The sequence below is a fragment of the Arthrobacter sp. T572 genome, assembly GCF_056780115.1.
The window spans coordinates 1,092,065-1,109,250 of the sequence record NZ_JBRAZQ010000002.1; the positions used below are offsets into that span (position 1 = coordinate 1,092,065).

Here is a 17,186-nt window from a genome sequence, read left to right on the forward strand (position 1 = left end):
GAGTAGTCACAAAGGGCCGCGGCCGTTTTTGGGCGCTTCCGTGACCCGCCATAGCCCGTGACCGCTGATGCAGAAGTTACACCTGTGAAACACCGCCGTGACCGTGCGGACAACCAGCGTGACTAGCGTCGTGGGCAGCACCAGGGTTCCAGCGGTGCCCCTGAGAACCCCCATGAGCGAAAGAGAGCAAGGATGAGCGACGTCCTGACCCAAAGCCAAAGACAAGCCACACCCAATGCCGATGCGATCAGCGCGGCCAAAGAGAGCCTGGAGGACTACACCCTCCGGTTTGCACCCAGGTCCTATCGCAAGTGGAGCGCTGGGGTGGTGGCCACTAGTGCGCTGGGAGGCATCGCCTACCTGGCCGACTTTTCCATCGGCGCAAACATCGGCATCGCTTACGGCACGGCCAATGCCGTCCTCGGCATCATTGTGGCGGCGGTCATCATCTTCGTGACCGGCTTCCCGCTCGCCTATTACGCCGCGCGGTACAACATCGACCTCGATCTCATTACGCGTGGATCAGGTTTCGGTTACTACGGATCCGTGGTGACCAACGTGATCTTTGCAACCTTCACCTTTATCTTTTTCGCGCTGGAAGGCTCCATCATGGCCCAGGGGCTGGAGCTCGGCCTTGGGGTCCCGCAATGGCTGGGTTACGCGGTGTCCACGGTCATCATCATTCCGTTGGTTGTCTACGGGATGAAGACCCTCGCCACCCTGCAGGTGTGGACGACCCCGCTGTGGCTGCTGCTCATGGTCATCCCGGTGGGCTACCTGGTGGTTTCGCACCCTGAAAGCATCGACTCCTTCTTCGCCTACACCGGTGCATCCGGTAATGGTGGGCCGAACCTTGCCTCGGTGATGCTGGCCGCAGGAGTTTGTCTGTCCCTCATGGCACAAATTGCCGAACAGATCGACTACCTCAGGTTCATGCCTCCCAAGACAGCAGCCAACAAGGGTGCGTGGTGGCGGGCAGTGATCCTGGCAGGCCCGGGATGGGTGCTGTTCGGGGCGATCAAGCAGGTCGTCGGGCTGTTCATTGCCATCTACCTGATCGCCACTCTTGACCCTGCGGCCTCAGTGCACGCCAATGAGCCGGTCCACCAGTTCCTTGGCGTGTACCAGGAGATGATGCCGGCATGGCTGGCCATGACCCTTGCCGTGGTGCTGGTGGTCATCTCGCAGATCAAGATCAACGTCACCAACGCCTACTCCGGCTCCCTGGCATGGACCAATTCGTTCACCCGCATCACCAAGACCTACCCCGGCCGCATGGTGTTCGTGGTGGTGAACCTGGTGATTGCCCTGGTGCTTATGGAAGCGAACATGTTCGACTTCCTGAACACCATCCTCGGTTTCTACGCCAACTGCGCCATGGCCTGGGTGGTCACCGTGGCTTCCGACATCGCCATCAACAAGTACCTTTTGAAGATCTCGCCGAAGGTGCCTGAATTCCGCCGCGGCATGTTGCACGCCGTCAACCCCGTGGGCTTTGTATCGATGCTGGTCTCGGCTGGAGTCTCCATCGCCGTCTTCTTCGGAGCGTTCGGTGCGGCCGTCCAGCCCTACTCTCCGATCTTCGCGGTGCTTCTGGCCCTGATCCTCCCGCCGGTCCTGGCGATCGCCACCCGTGGCCGCTTCTACCTGCGGCGCACCGATGACGGTATTGACCTGCCCATGTTCGATTCCGACGGCAACCCCAGCGACCAAAAGCTCCTCTGCCACGTCACTGGTTTGGAGTTCGAACGTCCGGACATGCTCCGCTCGGGTCAGGACGGACCCGACGGCGAGCCGCGGTTCATCTCCTCACTCGCCTTATCCACGGACAAGTCGGGCGCGTTCGTGTTGCCTCCGCAAAAGAACTAGCCAGGCACAGTGAAGCCCCCGGCCTGTCCGGTTCAGGCCGGGGCCGGGGGCTTACCTGTTTGTCGGCAGGATCAGGGTTTCAGGACGACCTTGATGCAGCCATCCTGCTTCTTCTGGAATTTCTCGTACAGCTCCGGAGCGTCATCCAGACCGCCGGTGTGGGTGACCAGGTGCATGACCCCCAGCGGATCGGCGTCGTCCTCCACCAGCGGAAGCAACTGGTCAGTCCAGCTGCGCACATTGCATTGGCCCATGCGCAGCTGGATCTGCTTGTCGAACATCGTGAGCATGGGCATGGGGTCCGCTTGGCCACCATAGACGCCGCTGAGGGAGACCGTGCCTCCGCGCCGCACCATGTCCACGGCTGTATGGAGGGCCGCGAGCCGGTCCACGCTGATGGTTTCCATGGCCACTTGGGCCGGCTTGTCCGGCAGCAGCGAAACAGCCCGGTGGAGGAAGGAAGCCACGGGCGAGCCGTGCGCTTCCATGCCCACGGCATCGACCACGGCATCGGGGCCGCGTCCCAGTGTCTCCTCCTTGACCATGCCTGCCACGTCCGGACTGTAGTCCATGGTTTGGACACCGTGCTGTTCGGCCATGGCCCGGCGTTCGGGGACAGGATCCACGCCGATGACACGGAAGCCCTTGTGCTTGCCGATCCTCGCGGCGAACTGGCCTACAGGGCCCAGGCCCAGCACGGCCAGGGTGCCGCCCTCCGGCACATTGGCGTACTCAACGGCCTGCCACGCGGTGGGAAGGATGTCGGAGAGGAAGAGGTACCGTTCGTCCGGAAGGTCGGAATCGATCTTCACCGGCCCATAGTCGCCAAAGGGCACGCGCAGGTACTGGGCCTGCCCGCCGGGAACGGAACCATAGAGCTCGGAGTAGCCAAAGAGGGCAGCACCCGAACCCTTTTCCTTGACCTGCGTGGTCTCGCACTGCGACTGCAGCCCCTGGTTGCACATGTAGCAGTGGCCGCAGGAGATGTTGAAGGGCACCACCACGCGGTCGCCCTTCTTGAGACGGTGGACTTCCGGGCCCACCTCTTCCACAATGCCCATGGGCTCGTGTCCGATCACGTCGCCCTTGTGCATGTAAGGGCCGAGGACTTCGTAGAGGTGCAGGTCCGAACCGCAGATAGCTGTGGACGTGATCCGCACGATCACGTCCGTGGGTTCCTGGATGGTGGGATCCGGGACTTCCGTGACGCTCAGCGAGCGCCGGCCTTGCCATGTCACTGCCTTCACAATTGTTCTCCCTACCATAGCTGGAGGTGTCCCGCGCTGCAGGAGACCCTCCCAGCGAAGCAGAGTCGGGGGCGGCGCACAAGGCGGCGAAGCCTCGACTCGCGCTGTCTCCCGGCCTAGATTGGGGCTATGGGTGACCAAGCGCGCAGACCGGACAAAACACCTGACGGAACGTCCGCCACAGAGGTTCCTGCCGACGTCGGGCAGGCTGAAGGCGATCCCGGAACAGGTGACTTCACCACGGAGGTGGACCCTGCGTTCATCCCGGATGACAGCGGCGAGACGCCGGAGGAGAAGCGGGCGCGGGAGCATCCTGAGGCCACTGGCAGCTGACGCGTCAGGCCCGGCTCCCTCCAATGACGACGGCGGCTTCCGCGCCGCTGCTCTGGAGAGTGCCTTCAAAAACTAGTAAGCAATCTGATTATTAGTTAAGATGTTGGCAAGCAGAGCATCTGTCGGACAAAGTTGACCGAGGAGTGAGCAGGTTGTCGACCATACAGAACCCACCGGTTCCGGAAAATACATCACGTCCCGCCGTGCAGCCACTGAAGTGCACCAACTGTGGCTCAAGTGAGAACCTGGACCTGGAAACCATCGAATCCATCGAGCCCCACTCGGGCGAACTCCTGGTTGCCGTCTCCTACACGTGCACCCGGTGCGAGGCTTCTTTCTCCCATACCGCCACGTTCCACGAAGTGGCCGCAGTCCTCAACAGCCGGAGTGCGATCTCCGGCCTCCTGCAATTTGGCGGGGAGTACTTCCACTGCGGCGAGCCGATGCAGTTTGCCGCGTCGTCCGCGAAGAGCGTTTATGTACCCATCACCACCGAGGACAACGATGATCCGCTGATGGACGTATATCTCAAGACCCGGGTCCTGGAATGCAGGTGCGGCTTCCGTATGGAACTGCCGGCGTGAGCAACCGGCGTACCGTTTGGGCGCAGTGGACATGGGGTACATGACGGGGAACGGGACGTGGGCTGGCAACGGCGCCCAACAAAGCCGTTCACGAGGGAGGTAATCCACATGGATACCGGACTGTTGGTGACCATCATCATTGTGGCCGTGGTTGTGGTGGCCGCCATTATCATCGCCGTGCTGGTAGGCCGGCGCAAGAAGGCGGAAGTCAACCGACACCGCGCCGAAGAACTGCGTGAGAAAGCCGAGCAGGAAGCCGTTGGCGCGCATCAGGCCAAGGCGCAGTCGGCCCAGGCCGAGGCAGCCGCCGTGCAGGCCGAGGTCGAAGCCAACCGGCTGCGCCGCGAAGCCGACCGCCACGCAGAAAAGGCCGACGAAGCGCATGGCCGCGTCCAGGAGCACCTGCGCCACGCGGACAAGCTCGACCCCGACGTCAACACCGGGCGGGACGGCCGCTCCGAGGGGGACCGCTCGGACCACGACCGCTCTGACCGCGACCGCTCGAACGGGGACCGTGGCCGGTCGGAGGACCGGGACGGCGTTCACGACGGCGGTCAGCGCCTCCTGCGGGACCGGTCCCACCGGGACGGCACGCACCGGGACGCCTCAGTGCGGGACGCCTCCCCGAACGGCACCGCAGCGGGCGAGGGATCCACGCGTGATGACTCCGTTCGGGACGGTGCTGCCCGTGACGGGCGGCGGGACGGCGGCAGAAACCTTTAGTTTTTGTGGAAAGAAGCGGAGGCAGGAGATGAGCATCGTGGTGAGGCGGACCGGCCAAGGGGTGCGTGCGGCGGATCCGAAGCGTAACCGGCACGCTGTGGACGTGGTTCTCGGCCACTTGGGCGAAATCGGTCCGGCCGTGGCGGCGTTGCGGCGGGAATCGTCACGGCTTGCCGAGTGGGGTGAAGAGTTGGCCAGGGCGAGGCTCCGCGGCGGCAAGGTGTTCGCCGCCGGCAGCGATGGTTCAGCCCATGAAGCCCAGCGCTTTGCCTCCGAGCTTACGGCCCATGATGCCGCACACAACGGAGGCGGATCTGACAGTTCCTTTGTTGCCATCGTCGCAAACAAGGACCAAGGGCAGACCATCAGTGGCCAGATCCCGGGCGTGGTCCGGCGCGGTGACATTGTGGTGCTCCTGGCTGCCAAAGGCATAACGGAGGATCTCCGCGATGCCGCTTCGGCCGCGAAGTCGGCGGGAGCCAAGGTGTGGGCTCTCACCGGAAGGGAGTCCCGCGACCTGGCCCAGGCCGTCAATGAAGCCATCAATATCAACACAGATCCGCCGCACGCCGAGGAAGCGCACCTCGTTGCAGTCCTGGCGCTGTGCGAATGCTTCGATGAGTCGATGCGGGAATTGGGGAAGAACTAGCTCAGCGGCTCTTCCCCTCCGACTGCACAGGGCTTCAGGCTGGGTGCCCTCCGACCCGGGAAAGCACCCAGCCCTGCCTCTATCGGGTGCTGGCTGCTGAAGCGGAGTCCTCGGTTACGGGGTCCTGGGCCTCTTCGTACGGGCGCAGCCGGAACAGGGCGACGGCCGCGAGGAGGACTACCACCGCGACGCCGATATAGAGCTGCGTGGGGGTCCAGCCGCTGTCGAGCATGCCACCGACCGCAATAGGGGCAAGGATCGCACCGGCCCTTCCGACGCCGATGCCCCACCCCACCCCTGTGGTGCGGACGCCGGGCTCGTAGGCCATGGGAGCCACCGTGTAGAGACCGGCGATGCAGCCATTGACGAGCATGCCCACCACCACACCTGACGAGAACGCCAGCAGGGGAACAGCGGTGGTGGTAATGAAGAGGACCAGGGTCACGGCACAGAGCACCGTAAAGGCCATCAGGGTCCGCCGCTCGTCCCACTTGATAGTGAGCGCGCCATAGAGGAGCGAGCCGAAGGTACCGCCCATGGTGAGCATGAGTCCGCCGATGATGCCCTGTTGCTCGGTCATCCCGGATTCCACCAGCAGGCGGGGCGTCCAGGAGTTGGCGAAATAGAAGCCAAACATGGTCACGAAGAAGGAGATCCAGAGCAGGATGCTGGCTTTGCGGTAGCGGGAGTTCAGCAGCGTAGCCACGCTGCCCTGCTGTTTTCCACTGCCCGCAGCAGCGGGACCGAGGGTGACGCTGCCTTCGAGCCGCAGGCGGCGGGCAATGTGCTGGAGTTTCCCGACGGCGTTCTGCGGCCGCCGAGTGCGGAGGTAGTCGACCGACTCGGGCAGGAGGGCCGCGGTGAGGGCGATCGCCAGCAGGGTCAGCAGGCCGCCGGTGAGGAACACGGAGCGCCACCCGAAGGCGGGGATCAGGTTGGTGGCGCCCATGCCGCCGAGTGTGGCGCCCACACCGTAGCCGGCCGTGAAGATGCTGACGGCCATGCCGCGGCGGCGGGCGTTGGCGTACTCGCTCGTGATGACGGTAGCCGAGGCGAGGATGCCCCCAACGCCCAGGCCGGTTAGGACCCGCCACAGGCCGAGCTCGAAAGCGGAATTCGCCGTGCTGGAGAGGAACAAGCCCAGGGCATTGATCGCCAAGGCCACGATGAGGATCTTGCGCCGTCCGTAGCGGTCCGCAAACGGTCCGAGGACCAGGGAGCCTGCAGCCATGCCGATGAGACCGGTGCTGAGCAGCCAGCCTAGCTGGGCGCCGGAGAGTCCGAACTCCTTGGTCACGGAGGTTGCTGTGAAGGCCATGGCCAGGACGTCATAACCGTCGAGGGCGTTGAGGAAGGTGGTCACCGCGATGATGATCCACTGGTACGACGACATCCTGGATGCGTCGATTTGGTGTCGGATATCCATGCTGCTGATGCCTCTCAGGGGACGTCGATGGTAAGGATGGCGGGGCGGGGCGTCGGCGCGGCGGAAGCCTCTGCAGCGACCGCACGCGAGACGCAGCAGCACATCCTGGTGTTGGGTTCCTTCTGCCGGTCCGAGTAGAAGACGTCCCGGTGGTCGATCCGCCCGCTGAGCTCAAGCACCTTGACCTGGCACAGGCCACACTCGCCCTTGCGGCAGTCGGACATCATGTCCACGCCCTCGCGCTGGAGGGCATCCAGCACGGACTCGTCCGGGCCGACAATTGTCGCTATCCCCAGCCGGGGGATGCGGACAGTGAATGGTTCAGCCTCGTACCAGCCGCTGTTGCCGAAGGTCTCGTAGCGCAGGTTCGTGGGGTCGAGCTCGCGTTCAGTCCATCCGCGGCGTGCGGCGTCCATGAGCCGGATGGGACCGCACATGTAGAGTTCCGCGCCGTCCGGTACTGAACCCACGAGGGCGCGGACATCGAGGGAGGTGCCCTCGGCGTCGATATGTGGCTCGAGGCGGTCCCCGTGGAGGGCGGCAAGGTCGTCGAGGTAGGCCATCGACTCCCGGGAGCGGGCCACGTAGACGAGGCGATAGTCAGCGCCCAGGCGGCGCAGCAGCGCGGCCATTCCGGCGATAGCGGTGATGCCGATGCCGCCTGCGAGCAGGACATAGGAGGGCGCCCCGACCCGAAGCGGGAAGTTCTGCAGCGGCTGGGTAACCTCCAGGACGTCCCCGGGCCGGAGCGAGTGCATGAACACGGAGCCTCCCCGGGAAGCAGGTGTTTGGAAGACGCTGAGGGCGAGATGCGTGCCGTCCTCGGCCGCATCCACCACGGAGTACGAACGGACATGCTGCTCGCCTGCAATGTCTGTGCGGACATCCACGTGCTCGCCCGGGCGCACAGTGCACGGGCGTTCGGGGCGCAGGACGATGCGACGGATGTTCTCGGCGACGTCGGACACTGAGTCGATGGTTGCCTGCTGCCAGATGATCTGGTGGGAATCGGCCACGGTGGAACTCCTCCTGCTCAGGCGTCCGGCAGTGCGGCGAGTCGGCCCTCAGCTTCGAGCGCGCGCTCCAGGAGCCGGCGCACCCACATCCCGCCCATATCGATGTTGAGGTTGTAGAACTCGTAGTCCGGGTTGGCATCGATCGCCGACTGCTGGGCCAGGAGCATCGCCTCGTCCTCTCCGAAGACGCCGTGCACCCCGCTGCGCAGCTGTGTGGTGATGAGCTGGCTCTCCAGCCGGTAGTTGCGCATGAAAGCCCAGAAGTAGTGGCACGAACGGTCGGTTTCCGGCGTGATCGTGTTCATGACGTAGCCGTTCACTCCCCGTGAGCGGTCGCCCTCAGGCGCTCCGCTCCCCGCCTCCGCTACACCGACATCGATGCAGATCGTTGAGGGGAAGTAGTAGTGGATGATCTGCCACCGGTCCACCTTTCCCTCGAAGTCCGGGAACTTGTCCCGCATGTTCTTCAACCAGAACGGCGGCGCGTCGATGTTGCGCATCCAACGGGTGACTGTCACTGAGGACTCGTCATGGGTCACCTCGAACTCGGATTCGGACAGTTCCTCTTGCCCGATCGATGAGCTGTGAACGAACTCCTCATGGGTGAGGTCCATGAGATTGTCCAAAACCAGTTGGTAGTTGCACGGTGCATGGATGGTCTCACCGTCTCCGGCCCATTCGGAGCTTTGCAGCTGGTGCATGTCGGGTACGAGGCCCGGGTCCGCTTTTGTAGGGTCACCGAGCCACACCCACACATAGCGGTAGCGCTCAACCACGGGGAAGGAGGGAACGGTAGCCGATGGATTCAGGGTTTCCTGCGCGGGCATGGAGGTGCAGCGCCCGGCGGCGTTGTAGCGCAGGCCGTGGTAGGGGCACTGGATCTCGTCGCGGCCCACCAGCTTTCCCTGGGACAGCGGGGCGAGGCGGTGCCAGCAGGAGTCAGCCAGTGCCACGGCCCGGCCATCACCGGTGCGGTACAGGGCCAAGGGGCGACCGGCAACCGTGCGGGCCAGGATCCCTTTGGCGGTGATCTCGTGGTCCCACCCGGCGACGTACCAGGCGTTGAGCGGGGAGGGCAGGAGCTTGGCTGTGGTTGTGGTCTTCGAAGCGGAGACAGACATGGAGCGGTCCTTCATCGTTGAGGGGGCCGGACAGTACCCAAACTAACTATGAAGATAGCTAGTAGGTGAGGTAGACCACATACTAGCTATCTTCATAGTGATATGCAAAGGTCTGTTGGAAGTAAGCTGGGTGAGGGTTCAATACCGACCTGAAAGGACCCGCCTTGACTCTTCGCTCGGCCTTGCTGGCGCTGCTGTCCTCGGGCCCGCTGACGGGCTATGACGTGGCCAAGCACTTCAGTTCCTCCGTGGGCCACGTCTGGCATGCGCCCGATTCGCAGATCTATCCGGAGTTGCGGAAGATGCTCGCCGAGGGTCTCCTCTCCAGCCAGTCCGTGCCATGGGGGACACGTGGAGCCACCAAGACCGAGTATGCCCTCACGCCGGACGGCGAGGACGCCCTGCGGGAGTGGCAGAGTCAGCCCCTGGCCTACGTCCGTGACCGGGATCCTGCACGCCTCAAAGCTGCCTACTTCGAGTGGGCACCCCCGGGCGTAGCGGCCCAACAGTTGCGGGCCCACATTGCCCATTACGAGGAGCAGCGCCTCCAAACGCTTCACATGATCGAGGCCCTCGAGCGGCGCGTCCATCCCACTCTTGCCCATCGCCTTGGCCGATATGCCGAAGAGGAGCGGGAGCAGGTGGTCCGCTTCAAGGTCTTCGCATATGAAGGGCAGCTCGCCCGTGCCGAGCAGGAAATCGCCTGGGCCAAGAGGGGCCTGCAAATACTTGGGGAGGCGGAGCGGCCCGAAAGCCCCGATTCGTTGTGATCTGCACCTCAATCGGAATAGTTGCAGACGCTGCACAGTTGCTCAGGGTGAACCTGATCATTCTGAAAGGAACTGCGCATGCTGTTTTCTCCGCTGGCACTCGGTGAACTCGAACTCCCCAACCGACTGGTCATGGCGCCGTTGACGCGCCTGCGTGCAGGGCTGGATGGAGTGCCTAACGATCTCATCGCCGAGCACTACAGCCAGCGCGCATCGCTGGGACTGATCGTCAGTGAAGGCACGTACCCGACTCCTGCTGGCCAGTCCTACACGGGCCAGCCCGGCCTGGTCACGGAAGAGCAGATCGCCGGCTGGAAGAAGGTCACTGACGCGGTCCACGCAAAAGGCGGCCGGATCTTCGCGCAAATCATGCACGGTGGCCGCGTTTCCCACGCAGACATCACAGGTGGTCACGAGATTGTTGGCCCTAGCGCCGTCGCCATCGAAGGTGAAGTCCGCACGCCGAACGGCAAGCAGGCCTACCCGGTCCCTCGCGAACTCCGTACCGATGAGTTGCCGGCCGTCATCCAGGAGATCGTTACCGCTTCCCGCAACGCCATCGAGGCCGGTTTCGACGGCGTGGAACTGCACTCCGCCAACGGCTACCTCCTGCACGAGTTCCTCGCGCCGAATTCGAATGTCCGCACTGACAGCTACGGCGGTTCTCCGGAAAACCGCGCCCGCTTTGTCATCGAGACCGTGAATGCCGTGGTTGAGGCGCTCGGTTCCAACCGCGTGGGTATCCGTATCTCGCCCGAACACAACGTGCAGGGCATTGCCGAGGTGGACGCCGCAGACGTCCGCGCGGCCTACGAAGTCCTGGTGGACACCATCGCGCCGCTCAACCTGGCCTACCTGAGCATCCTGCACCACGAACCCAAGGGCTCCCTGGTCCAGGACCTCCGCGAGCGCTTCAACGGCACGTTCCTGGTGAACACGGGATTCAGCGAGATCACCACGCGTGAGGAAGCCATCGCCCTGGTGGCAGATGGCCTGGCCGACGGCGTAGTTGTGGGCCGGCCGGCTATCGCGAATCCCGATCTCGCCCGCCGCTGGCGCGAGGGGCTTCCGCTCAACGAGCCCAACGCCGCGACGTTCTACGCCGATGGTGCCGAGGGCTATACGGATTACCCCTTCTACGCCAACTAGGCGCGAAGCACCCCAGCGAAACCACGACGCCGGCACCCACCTGAGGTGCCGGCGTCGTACGTTACCCCCCGAGCACCCAACTGGGTCGCAGCAGAGCGCGTTTTGAGCGCCCAAAACGCGCTCTGCTGCGACCCAGTTGGGGGAGGGGCGGAATGTGACGCCCGGGAGGGGGCAGTTTGGGCGGGGTCCGGCCCAGGAAGTGCACGTTCCTATAGGATTTGTGCATGCCTGAAGCTTCCCCGAGCTCCGTCCGTGCCGGCTTTCCCGTGAGCCGCCAAGTCCTTGCCGACCACGTCTATGAGGCACTTCTTGAGTGGCTGATGGACGGGAGGCTCGAGCCGGGAGCTGCCGTCAGCATCGATGGCATGGCGCGGGAACTCGAGGTTTCACCGACGCCCGTCCGGGAAGCACTGGCCCGGCTTGAGCACACCGGCATGGTCCGCCGGGTGGCCCTCAAGGGATATCGCGTAGCCCCGGTGTTCACCCGTGAAGACTTCGCGGAGCTGATGGAAGCACGGCTTTCGATCGAGCCGGTCAACGCGCGCCTGGCGTGCTCACGGATGACGCCGGAGGGCCTGGACGCGCTGAAGCAGGCGGTCGAGGACCTGAAGACGGCTCCCCGTGGTGGGACTTTTGCCGAGTATCGCAGCTACCTTGAAGCCGACGAGCGGTTCCACCAACTCATCGCTGCCCAGGCCAGCAACCAGTTCCTCCTTGCCGCGTACAACACGCTCGGCGGGCAGATCCAGCGTTTCAGATTGTTCGGGGGAGTTGGGATCACTGATGCTGAGCAGGCTATCGCGGAACACCAGGCCGTGCTTGATGCCATGATCGGCGGGGATCCCGAGAAAGCAGCCCAAGCGATGATTGACCACGTGGAGCAAGTCCGGGGTCGCGCGATGGCGGACGCGCCGCAGGACTGACAAGCTCGAGCGCATTGATTGCGCACCCCTTTACGCCAAACGCACCGGATATGAACCGGTAGCGCACCCTTTCGCGCCCGGCGGATAGGTGGGTACAGGTGCGATCGGCGGTAGGAGATGCGCAGCAAACGACCCCACGCCGTGACCCTCTTCACAAGCATATGTAAGACATATAGGATCTAGGAAGTTTCCAGCAAAGGGTTGACAGCTTGCCTTGATTCGTAAATCCTATAGGAAACAGGATTGCCCGAAGGAGTGATTACTCATGGCGTACACCGCCGAAAACTGGCCCATCACCGCGGCCCTCCTGCAGTTCCCGGGCACGGATGCCTCGGGCCAGCAGGTCAACGACGCCGATGCTTCCGTTTGGGCTGCAGTCCTCCAGGAAGTCAAGGACGCAGGTTTCGCGAACGCGGACCTCACCGACAGCTGGGTCCGCCCGGGCGACCTCAGCAAGGAGCGCCTCGCAGAGTTCAAGCACACGGCAAAAGAGGTGGGCATCGGCGTTCCCGTCATCTCGGCGATCCGCCGCAGCGTCATCCACCAGCAGGACTGGGCTGACAACCTTGCCTATAGCCACCGCACCATCGATGCCGCTGCGGAACTTGGCTGCGAAGTCGTCTCCTTCGGCCTGCACCAGGCCATCACGCCGGAACAGCAGAAGCAGCTGTGGTTCTGGACCGTTGAGGGCTACAAGGATCCGGTCGGAGACAAGGAAGCCTGGAACAACGCCGTCACCCGCATCCGCGAACTTGGCCGCCACGCAGCCGAGGCCGGCATCCTGATTTCGCTGGAGATGTACGAGGACACCTTCCTGGGCACCGGCGACTCGTCCGTGCAGCTCGTTCAGGATATTGGCCTTGACAATGTGGGCCTCAACCCGGACCTCGGCAACCTGATCCGTTTGCACCGGCCCATCGAGGACTGGCGTGAACTGGTCCACAAGACCCTGCCGTACTCCAACTACTGGCACATGAAGAACTACATCCGCGACGAAGACGTGGCCCGCGACAGCTACATCGCCATGCCGTCCCCCATGGAGAGCGGCCTGATCAACTACCGCGAGGCGTTCAAGTTCGCTCTCTCCGTGGGCTTCCAAGGCATCCTCTGCGTAGAGCACTACGGCGGCGACGGTCTCAGCGTCACGGCCAGCAACCAGGACTACCTGCGCCGCCACATCCTCCCCAAGAAGGACGGCTACGCGCTGGGCCAGAGCAAGGTGGCCCAAGGACGCCAGCAGCCCGCCACCTCCGAGTTCGCCGGAGTCTGACCGCCATGACTCAGATCTTCGACAACCCGGCGGACTTTGCCGATGAGGCACTGGACGGCTTCGTGGCCGCCAACCGCAGCTACGTTGCCCGTGTTGACGGCGGCGTGGTCCGCTCGACGGAAATCCCCGCAGGCCAGGTCGCGTTGGTGATCGGCGGCGGTTCGGGACACTATCCGGCCTTCGCCGGCTTGGTGGGCCCTGGTATCGCGGCAGGCTCGGCGTGCGGCAACATGTTCGCCTCTCCCGCAGCCGGCCAGGTGTACCGCGTGGCCAAGGCTTCCAATGCAGGCGGGGGAGTGCTGCTGAGCTACGGCAACTACGCCGGCGACGTCCTCCACTTTGGCCAGGCGCAGCTCCGGCTCAACGCCGAGGGCATCGAGACCCGCACTGTCCTGGTCACGGACGACATCGCCAGCGCACCCCTCGACCAGATCGAGAAGCGCCGCGGCATCGCCGGCGACCTCACCGTGTTCAAGATTGCCGGAGCCGCAGCAGAAGCGGGACTGAACCTCGACGACGTCGAGCGTTTGGCCATCAAGACCAACTACCGCACGCGCTCGCTCGGTGTGGCCTTTGACGGCTGCACGTTGCCGGGCGCCAAGGACCCGCTGTTCCACGTTCCCACCGGCCAGATGTCGCTCGGCCTGGGGATCCACGGCGAACCCGGCATCTCAGAGCACCCCATGCCCACAGCTTCCGAGCTTGCTGATCTCCTGGTCTCCAGGCTCCTCGCGGACAAGCCGGACGACGCAGGTGACCGTGTGGTGGCGATCGTCAACGGGCTGGGTACGGTTAAGTACGACGAACTCTTCCTGCTGTTCGGCAAAATCGAGAAGCTCCTCACCGCAGCCGGCCTCAAGGTTGTGGAGCCTGAATGCGGCGAGCTGGTCACCAGCCTGGACATGTCCGGTTTGTCGCTGACGCTGCTGTGGCTGGATGACGAACTGGAGCAGTACTGGTCCGCGCCCGCCGACACCCCCGCCTTCCGCAAGGGAAGCATGGCACCTCGCGCACCCCGCACCGCTGCGTTGGCGGACGACGCCGAAACCTCCGAGAGCGAACAGCCCACCGAAGCCGCGGCTGACCTCGGGCGGCAGGCGGTGGCCGTGCTCGCGCAGGTGAGGGACGTCGTCGTCGAACATGAGGACGAACTCGGCAAGCTGGACGCGATCGCCGGCGACGGTGACCACGGCATCGGCATGCGCCGGGGCGTGGACGCTGCGGCCGCTGCCGCTCAGGCAGCATCCGGTGCGTCGGTCGCGCGGGTGCTTCTGGAAGCCGGTGAAGCCTGGAGCGAAAGGGCCGGCGGAACGTCCGGTGCGCTGTGGGGTTCGGCCGTCATCGCTGCGGGGCAGGCGCTCGGCAACCGGGAGTCCTACGCAGCAGCCGACGCCCGGGCAGCCGTATCCGCATTCGCCAACGCCATCACCGAACTGGGCAAGGCTGACACCGGGGACAAGACCATGGTGGACGCCCTGCTGCCGTTCCGCGACACCTTCCTGGCAGAGCTCGACGGCGGTGCCCCGGTTGACCGGGCCCTGGCAGTGGCCGCCGCTGCGGCGGAGTCCGCTGCCGCGGCAACCGCGGACCTGCGCCCCCTCAAGGGCCGCGCCCGTCCACTGGCGGAGAAGAGCCTCGGCCACCCGGACCCCGGAGCGGTTTCCTTTGGACTGATCGCGGCACGTATCTCGCAATTCATCGATTCACAACTGGCCCCTGCCGCCTTCACGGCACCGGCCGGAAACGGAGCAGAAGCATGAGTACAACCGAAGGCTGGCGGATCGTCGTCGGCAATGACGAGGCAGGCGTCGAGTACAAGAACGCCTTGAAAGCGTTGCTTGAAGCCGATCCCCGCGTAGCTTCCGTGACGGACGTGGGCGTTGGGGCGAATGACTCCACCGCCTACCCGCACGTCGCCGTCGATGCCGCACGCAAGGTGGCCGAAGGAGAAGCCGACCGTGCCTTGTTGATTTGCGGTACCGGCCTGGGTGTGGCCATCGCGGCCAACAAGGTCCCTGGCATCCGTGCGGTGACAGCCCACGACAGCTACTCTGTGGAACGCTCCGTACTGAGCAACAACGCCCAAGTCCTTACCCTCGGCCAGCGGGTGATTGGCCTTGAACTGGCCAAGAAGCTCGTGGGTGAATGGCTCGATCACCGCTTCGACCAGAACTCTGCGTCCGCCGCGAAGGTAGACGCGATCTGCTCCTACGAACCCGACTACACGAAGGCAGTCTGACCATGACGTCAACAGAAAACCAAGCCCGGAAGATCGCCGTCGTAGGATCCGGCTACATGGGCGGCGGGATCGCCCAGGTGCTGGCGCTCGGTGGCGCGCGCGTGGCGCTGGCAGACGTGTCCGCCGAAGTAGCGCAGAAGAACTACGACCGCTTGTTGGAAGAGTCCGACCAGTTCATCGCCGACGGTTTGTTCCCGGCGGGCTCCACCGAGATCCTGAAGCAGAACCTGTGGGCCGCCAAAGATATCGAAGAAGCCGTTGCCGACGCCGACTTCATTGAGGAAGCCGTTCCAGAGGTGCTTGCGATCAAGCACGCCACCCTGGCCAGGATCAGCGCTGCGGCCAAGCCGGACGCGCTGATCGGTTCCAATACGTCCACGATCTCCATTGCCGCTCTGGCTGAGGCAGTCACGGGTCCGGAACGGTTCCTGGGCGTTCACTTCTCCAATCCGTCGCCGTTCATCCCCGGCGTCGAAATCATTCCGCACGCCGGAACCTCCGTGGAAACAGTGTCCGCATCGCGGGACCTGGTGCACGCGGCCGGCAAGCAGACCGCCGTGGTGAAGGACGTCACCGGATTCGTCCTGAACCGGCTGCAGTACGCGCTGTTCCACGAAGCCGCGCAGCTGGTGGAGCAGGGGATCGCAACAGCGGACGACGTCGACACCCTGGTCCGTACGACGTTCGGCTTCCGCCTGCCGTTCTTTGGTCCGTTCGCCATCGCGGACATGGCCGGCCTGGATGTCTACAACTTCTGCTACAAGTCGCTGCAGACCGGGTTCCCGGAACGCTTTGCGACGCCGAAGATCCTGTCCGACCTGGTGGAAGCCGGCAAGCTCGGCACCAAGACCGGCGCTGGATTCCTCAACGTTCCGGCCGAGCGCACGCCGGAACTTATCGCTTACCGCAACAAGGCGTATGTGGCCATGCAGAAGCTCATTGAAGAGCTTGGCCCGGCACCGATCAACTAACACTTACAGGAGAAAACGCATGACTTTCCCCGCATCACGGACAGCTGTCGTTACGGGAGCTGTCTCGGAGCGTGGCATCGGCCGCGCAACCGTCAACTACCTTGCCGCGCAGGGCTGGAACATCGGCATCATCGACCTTGACGACGCCGCGTGCAAGGCTGCAGCCAAGGAAATCGCCGCCGAGTACGGTGTCCAGGCGCACGGCGTGGGGGCCAACGTGGCCAGTGAAGCCGAGGTCCGCGCCGCCATCGACGAACTGGAAGCCGAACTGCCGCAGATCGTGGCGTTGGCCAACGTTGCCGGCGTCAGCTCGCCCATCGGCTACCTGGAACTCGAACCCGCCGAATGGGACCGCGTGCTCAGCATCAACCTCAACGGCGTGCACTTCGCTACCCGGCGCGCAGCCGAATCCATGGTCAAGAACGGCATCGGCCGCATCGTCAACATCTCCTCCGTCTCCGCGCAGCGCGGCGGTGGCACGTTCTCCAAGACCCCGTACTCAGTGGCGAAGGCAGGCGTCATCGGCCTGACCCGCGCAACGGCACGGGAACTGGGAGAGTACGACATCACCGTCAACGCGATCTCACCCGGCCCGATCGATACCGACATCATGGGCGGAACCTTGAGCGAGGAACGCAAGGACGAACTCGTCAAGGACCTCGTGGTGAACCGGGTCGGTTCCACCCGTGACATCGCCGCAGCCATCGCCTTCCTCATCAGCGAGGACGCCGGATACATCTCCGGCCAGACGCTGAATGTGGATGGCGGTCTGTACATGCACTAGGCGCAGACCATGCGGACCTGGACAAGAGAACGCAAGATCTACCTTGCCGTGGGCGTCCTTGCCTGCGCCGTGGGCCTCGTGCTCATTTTCTTCCCGCGCTGATTCACCCCTG

General features: G+C 64.2%; 17 protein-coding genes. 13 read left to right on the plus strand and 4 right to left on the minus strand.

Annotation, left to right across the window (positions count from 1 at the left end):
- Positions 1 to 192: 192 nt before the first annotated feature.
- Positions 193 to 1,869: a purine-cytosine permease family protein gene (locus ACUYMZ_RS06305; RefSeq protein WP_481602466.1), complete on the plus strand. Its 1,677-nt coding sequence runs from the start codon at positions 193 to 195 to the stop codon at positions 1,867 to 1,869.
- 71 nt (positions 1,870 to 1,940) lie between these two features.
- On the opposite strand, the gene ACUYMZ_RS06310 is transcribed toward ACUYMZ_RS06305, so the two are convergent.
- Entirely contained in the window at positions 1,941 to 3,116 is a 1,176-nt protein-coding gene (locus tag ACUYMZ_RS06310; RefSeq protein WP_442423856.1) for a zinc-dependent alcohol dehydrogenase, read from the minus strand.
- A 129-nt stretch (positions 3,117 to 3,245) separates the two neighbouring features.
- Between ACUYMZ_RS06310 and ACUYMZ_RS06315 the strand changes: the two genes are divergently transcribed.
- From ACUYMZ_RS06315 to ACUYMZ_RS06330, 4 genes are all read left to right on the plus strand, one after another.
- Positions 3,246 to 3,449 (plus strand): hypothetical protein, encoded by a 204-nt coding sequence (locus ACUYMZ_RS06315; RefSeq protein WP_442423855.1) that lies wholly within the window; start codon positions 3,246 to 3,248, stop codon positions 3,447 to 3,449.
- A 143-nt stretch (positions 3,450 to 3,592) separates the two neighbouring features.
- Positions 3,593 to 4,033 (plus strand): hypothetical protein, encoded by a 441-nt coding sequence (locus ACUYMZ_RS06320; RefSeq protein ID WP_481602467.1) that lies wholly within the window; start codon positions 3,593 to 3,595, stop codon positions 4,031 to 4,033.
- A gap of 108 nt (positions 4,034 to 4,141) precedes the next feature.
- Positions 4,142 to 4,756, plus strand: coding sequence for a hypothetical protein (locus tag ACUYMZ_RS06325; RefSeq protein WP_481602468.1), 615 nt, complete (start codon positions 4,142 to 4,144; stop codon positions 4,754 to 4,756).
- A gap of 28 nt (positions 4,757 to 4,784) precedes the next feature.
- Positions 4,785 to 5,405 carry an SIS domain-containing protein gene (locus ACUYMZ_RS06330; protein WP_481602469.1) on the plus strand — a complete coding sequence of 207 codons (621 nt, stop codon included), beginning with the start codon at positions 4,785 to 4,787 and terminating at the stop codon, positions 5,403 to 5,405.
- Positions 5,406 to 5,484: 79 nt separating this feature from the next.
- Here ACUYMZ_RS06330 and ACUYMZ_RS06335 read toward each other — a convergent pair whose 3' ends face one another.
- Genes ACUYMZ_RS06335 through ACUYMZ_RS06345 form a run of 3 tightly spaced genes read right to left on the minus strand, consistent with a single transcriptional unit; the run spans position 5,485 to position 8,968 of the window.
- On the minus strand, positions 5,485 to 6,831 hold the full coding sequence (locus ACUYMZ_RS06335; RefSeq protein ID WP_481602470.1) for an MFS transporter: 1,347 nt from the start codon (positions 6,829 to 6,831) through the stop codon (positions 5,485 to 5,487).
- A 14-nt stretch (positions 6,832 to 6,845) separates the two neighbouring features.
- Entirely contained in the window at positions 6,846 to 7,847 is a 1,002-nt protein-coding gene (locus tag ACUYMZ_RS06340) for a PDR/VanB family oxidoreductase (protein WP_481602471.1), read from the minus strand.
- 17 nt (positions 7,848 to 7,864) lie between these two features.
- Entirely contained in the window at positions 7,865 to 8,968 is a 1,104-nt protein-coding gene (locus ACUYMZ_RS06345) for an aromatic ring-hydroxylating oxygenase subunit alpha (RefSeq protein WP_426006279.1), read from the minus strand.
- A 164-nt stretch (positions 8,969 to 9,132) separates the two neighbouring features.
- Between ACUYMZ_RS06345 and ACUYMZ_RS06350 the strand changes: the two genes are divergently transcribed.
- From ACUYMZ_RS06350 to ACUYMZ_RS06385, 8 genes are all read left to right on the plus strand, one after another.
- On the plus strand, positions 9,133 to 9,738 hold the full coding sequence (locus tag ACUYMZ_RS06350; RefSeq protein ID WP_481602472.1) for a PadR family transcriptional regulator: 606 nt from the start codon (positions 9,133 to 9,135) through the stop codon (positions 9,736 to 9,738).
- Between the two features lie 78 nt (positions 9,739 to 9,816).
- Positions 9,817 to 10,887 (plus strand): alkene reductase, encoded by a 1,071-nt coding sequence (locus tag ACUYMZ_RS06355; protein ID WP_481602473.1) that lies wholly within the window; start codon positions 9,817 to 9,819, stop codon positions 10,885 to 10,887.
- Between the two features lie 224 nt (positions 10,888 to 11,111).
- On the plus strand, positions 11,112 to 11,810 hold the full coding sequence (locus tag ACUYMZ_RS06360; protein ID WP_426006283.1) for a GntR family transcriptional regulator: 699 nt from the start codon (positions 11,112 to 11,114) through the stop codon (positions 11,808 to 11,810).
- Positions 11,811 to 12,075: 265 nt separating this feature from the next.
- Positions 12,076 to 13,080, plus strand: a complete 1,005-nt coding sequence (locus ACUYMZ_RS06365; protein WP_481602474.1) for a sugar phosphate isomerase/epimerase family protein — start codon at positions 12,076 to 12,078, stop codon at positions 13,078 to 13,080.
- Positions 13,081 to 13,085: 5 nt separating this feature from the next.
- Positions 13,086 to 14,840, plus strand: a complete 1,755-nt coding sequence (gene dhaL, locus ACUYMZ_RS06370; protein ID WP_481602475.1) for a dihydroxyacetone kinase subunit DhaL — start codon at positions 13,086 to 13,088, stop codon at positions 14,838 to 14,840.
- Positions 14,837 to 15,319: a ribose-5-phosphate isomerase gene (locus ACUYMZ_RS06375; RefSeq protein WP_426006288.1), complete on the plus strand. Its 483-nt coding sequence runs from the start codon at positions 14,837 to 14,839 to the stop codon at positions 15,317 to 15,319. Before dhaL ends, ACUYMZ_RS06375 begins: the two co-directional genes overlap by 4 nt.
- A gap of 2 nt (positions 15,320 to 15,321) precedes the next feature.
- On the plus strand, positions 15,322 to 16,290 hold the full coding sequence (locus ACUYMZ_RS06380; RefSeq protein ID WP_481602476.1) for a 3-hydroxyacyl-CoA dehydrogenase family protein: 969 nt from the start codon (positions 15,322 to 15,324) through the stop codon (positions 16,288 to 16,290).
- 19 nt (positions 16,291 to 16,309) lie between these two features.
- Positions 16,310 to 17,074: an SDR family NAD(P)-dependent oxidoreductase gene (locus ACUYMZ_RS06385; RefSeq protein ID WP_442423847.1), complete on the plus strand. Its 765-nt coding sequence runs from the start codon at positions 16,310 to 16,312 to the stop codon at positions 17,072 to 17,074.
- Positions 17,075 to 17,186: the final 112 nt, after the last annotated feature.

Excerpts from the sequence above, each read along its gene's own strand:
- ACUYMZ_RS06330 (WP_481602469.1), top strand. The coding sequence starts at position 4,785 with ATGAGCATCGTGGTGAGGCGGACCGGCCAAGGGGTGCGTGCGGCGGAT.
- ACUYMZ_RS06355 (WP_481602473.1), top strand. The coding sequence starts at position 9,817 with ATGCTGTTTTCTCCGCTGGCACTCGGTGAACTCGAACTCCCCAACCGA.
- ACUYMZ_RS06315 (WP_442423855.1), top strand. The coding sequence starts at position 3,246 with ATGGGTGACCAAGCGCGCAGACCGGACAAAACACCTGACGGAACGTCC.
- ACUYMZ_RS06325 (WP_481602468.1), top strand. The coding sequence starts at position 4,142 with ATGGATACCGGACTGTTGGTGACCATCATCATTGTGGCCGTGGTTGTG.
- ACUYMZ_RS06345 (WP_426006279.1), bottom strand. The coding sequence starts at position 8,968 with ATGTCTGTCTCCGCTTCGAAGACCACAACCACAGCCAAGCTCCTGCCC.
- ACUYMZ_RS06360 (WP_426006283.1), top strand. The coding sequence starts at position 11,112 with ATGCCTGAAGCTTCCCCGAGCTCCGTCCGTGCCGGCTTTCCCGTGAGC.
- ACUYMZ_RS06335 (WP_481602470.1), bottom strand. The coding sequence starts at position 6,831 with ATGGATATCCGACACCAAATCGACGCATCCAGGATGTCGTCGTACCAG.
- ACUYMZ_RS06305 (WP_481602466.1), top strand. The coding sequence starts at position 193 with ATGAGCGACGTCCTGACCCAAAGCCAAAGACAAGCCACACCCAATGCC.
- ACUYMZ_RS06365 (WP_481602474.1), top strand. The coding sequence starts at position 12,076 with ATGGCGTACACCGCCGAAAACTGGCCCATCACCGCGGCCCTCCTGCAG.
- ACUYMZ_RS06380 (WP_481602476.1), top strand. The coding sequence starts at position 15,322 with ATGACGTCAACAGAAAACCAAGCCCGGAAGATCGCCGTCGTAGGATCC.
- ACUYMZ_RS06385 (WP_442423847.1), top strand. The coding sequence starts at position 16,310 with ATGACTTTCCCCGCATCACGGACAGCTGTCGTTACGGGAGCTGTCTCG.
- dhaL (WP_481602475.1), top strand. The coding sequence starts at position 13,086 with ATGACTCAGATCTTCGACAACCCGGCGGACTTTGCCGATGAGGCACTG.
- ACUYMZ_RS06375 (WP_426006288.1), top strand. The coding sequence starts at position 14,837 with ATGAGTACAACCGAAGGCTGGCGGATCGTCGTCGGCAATGACGAGGCA.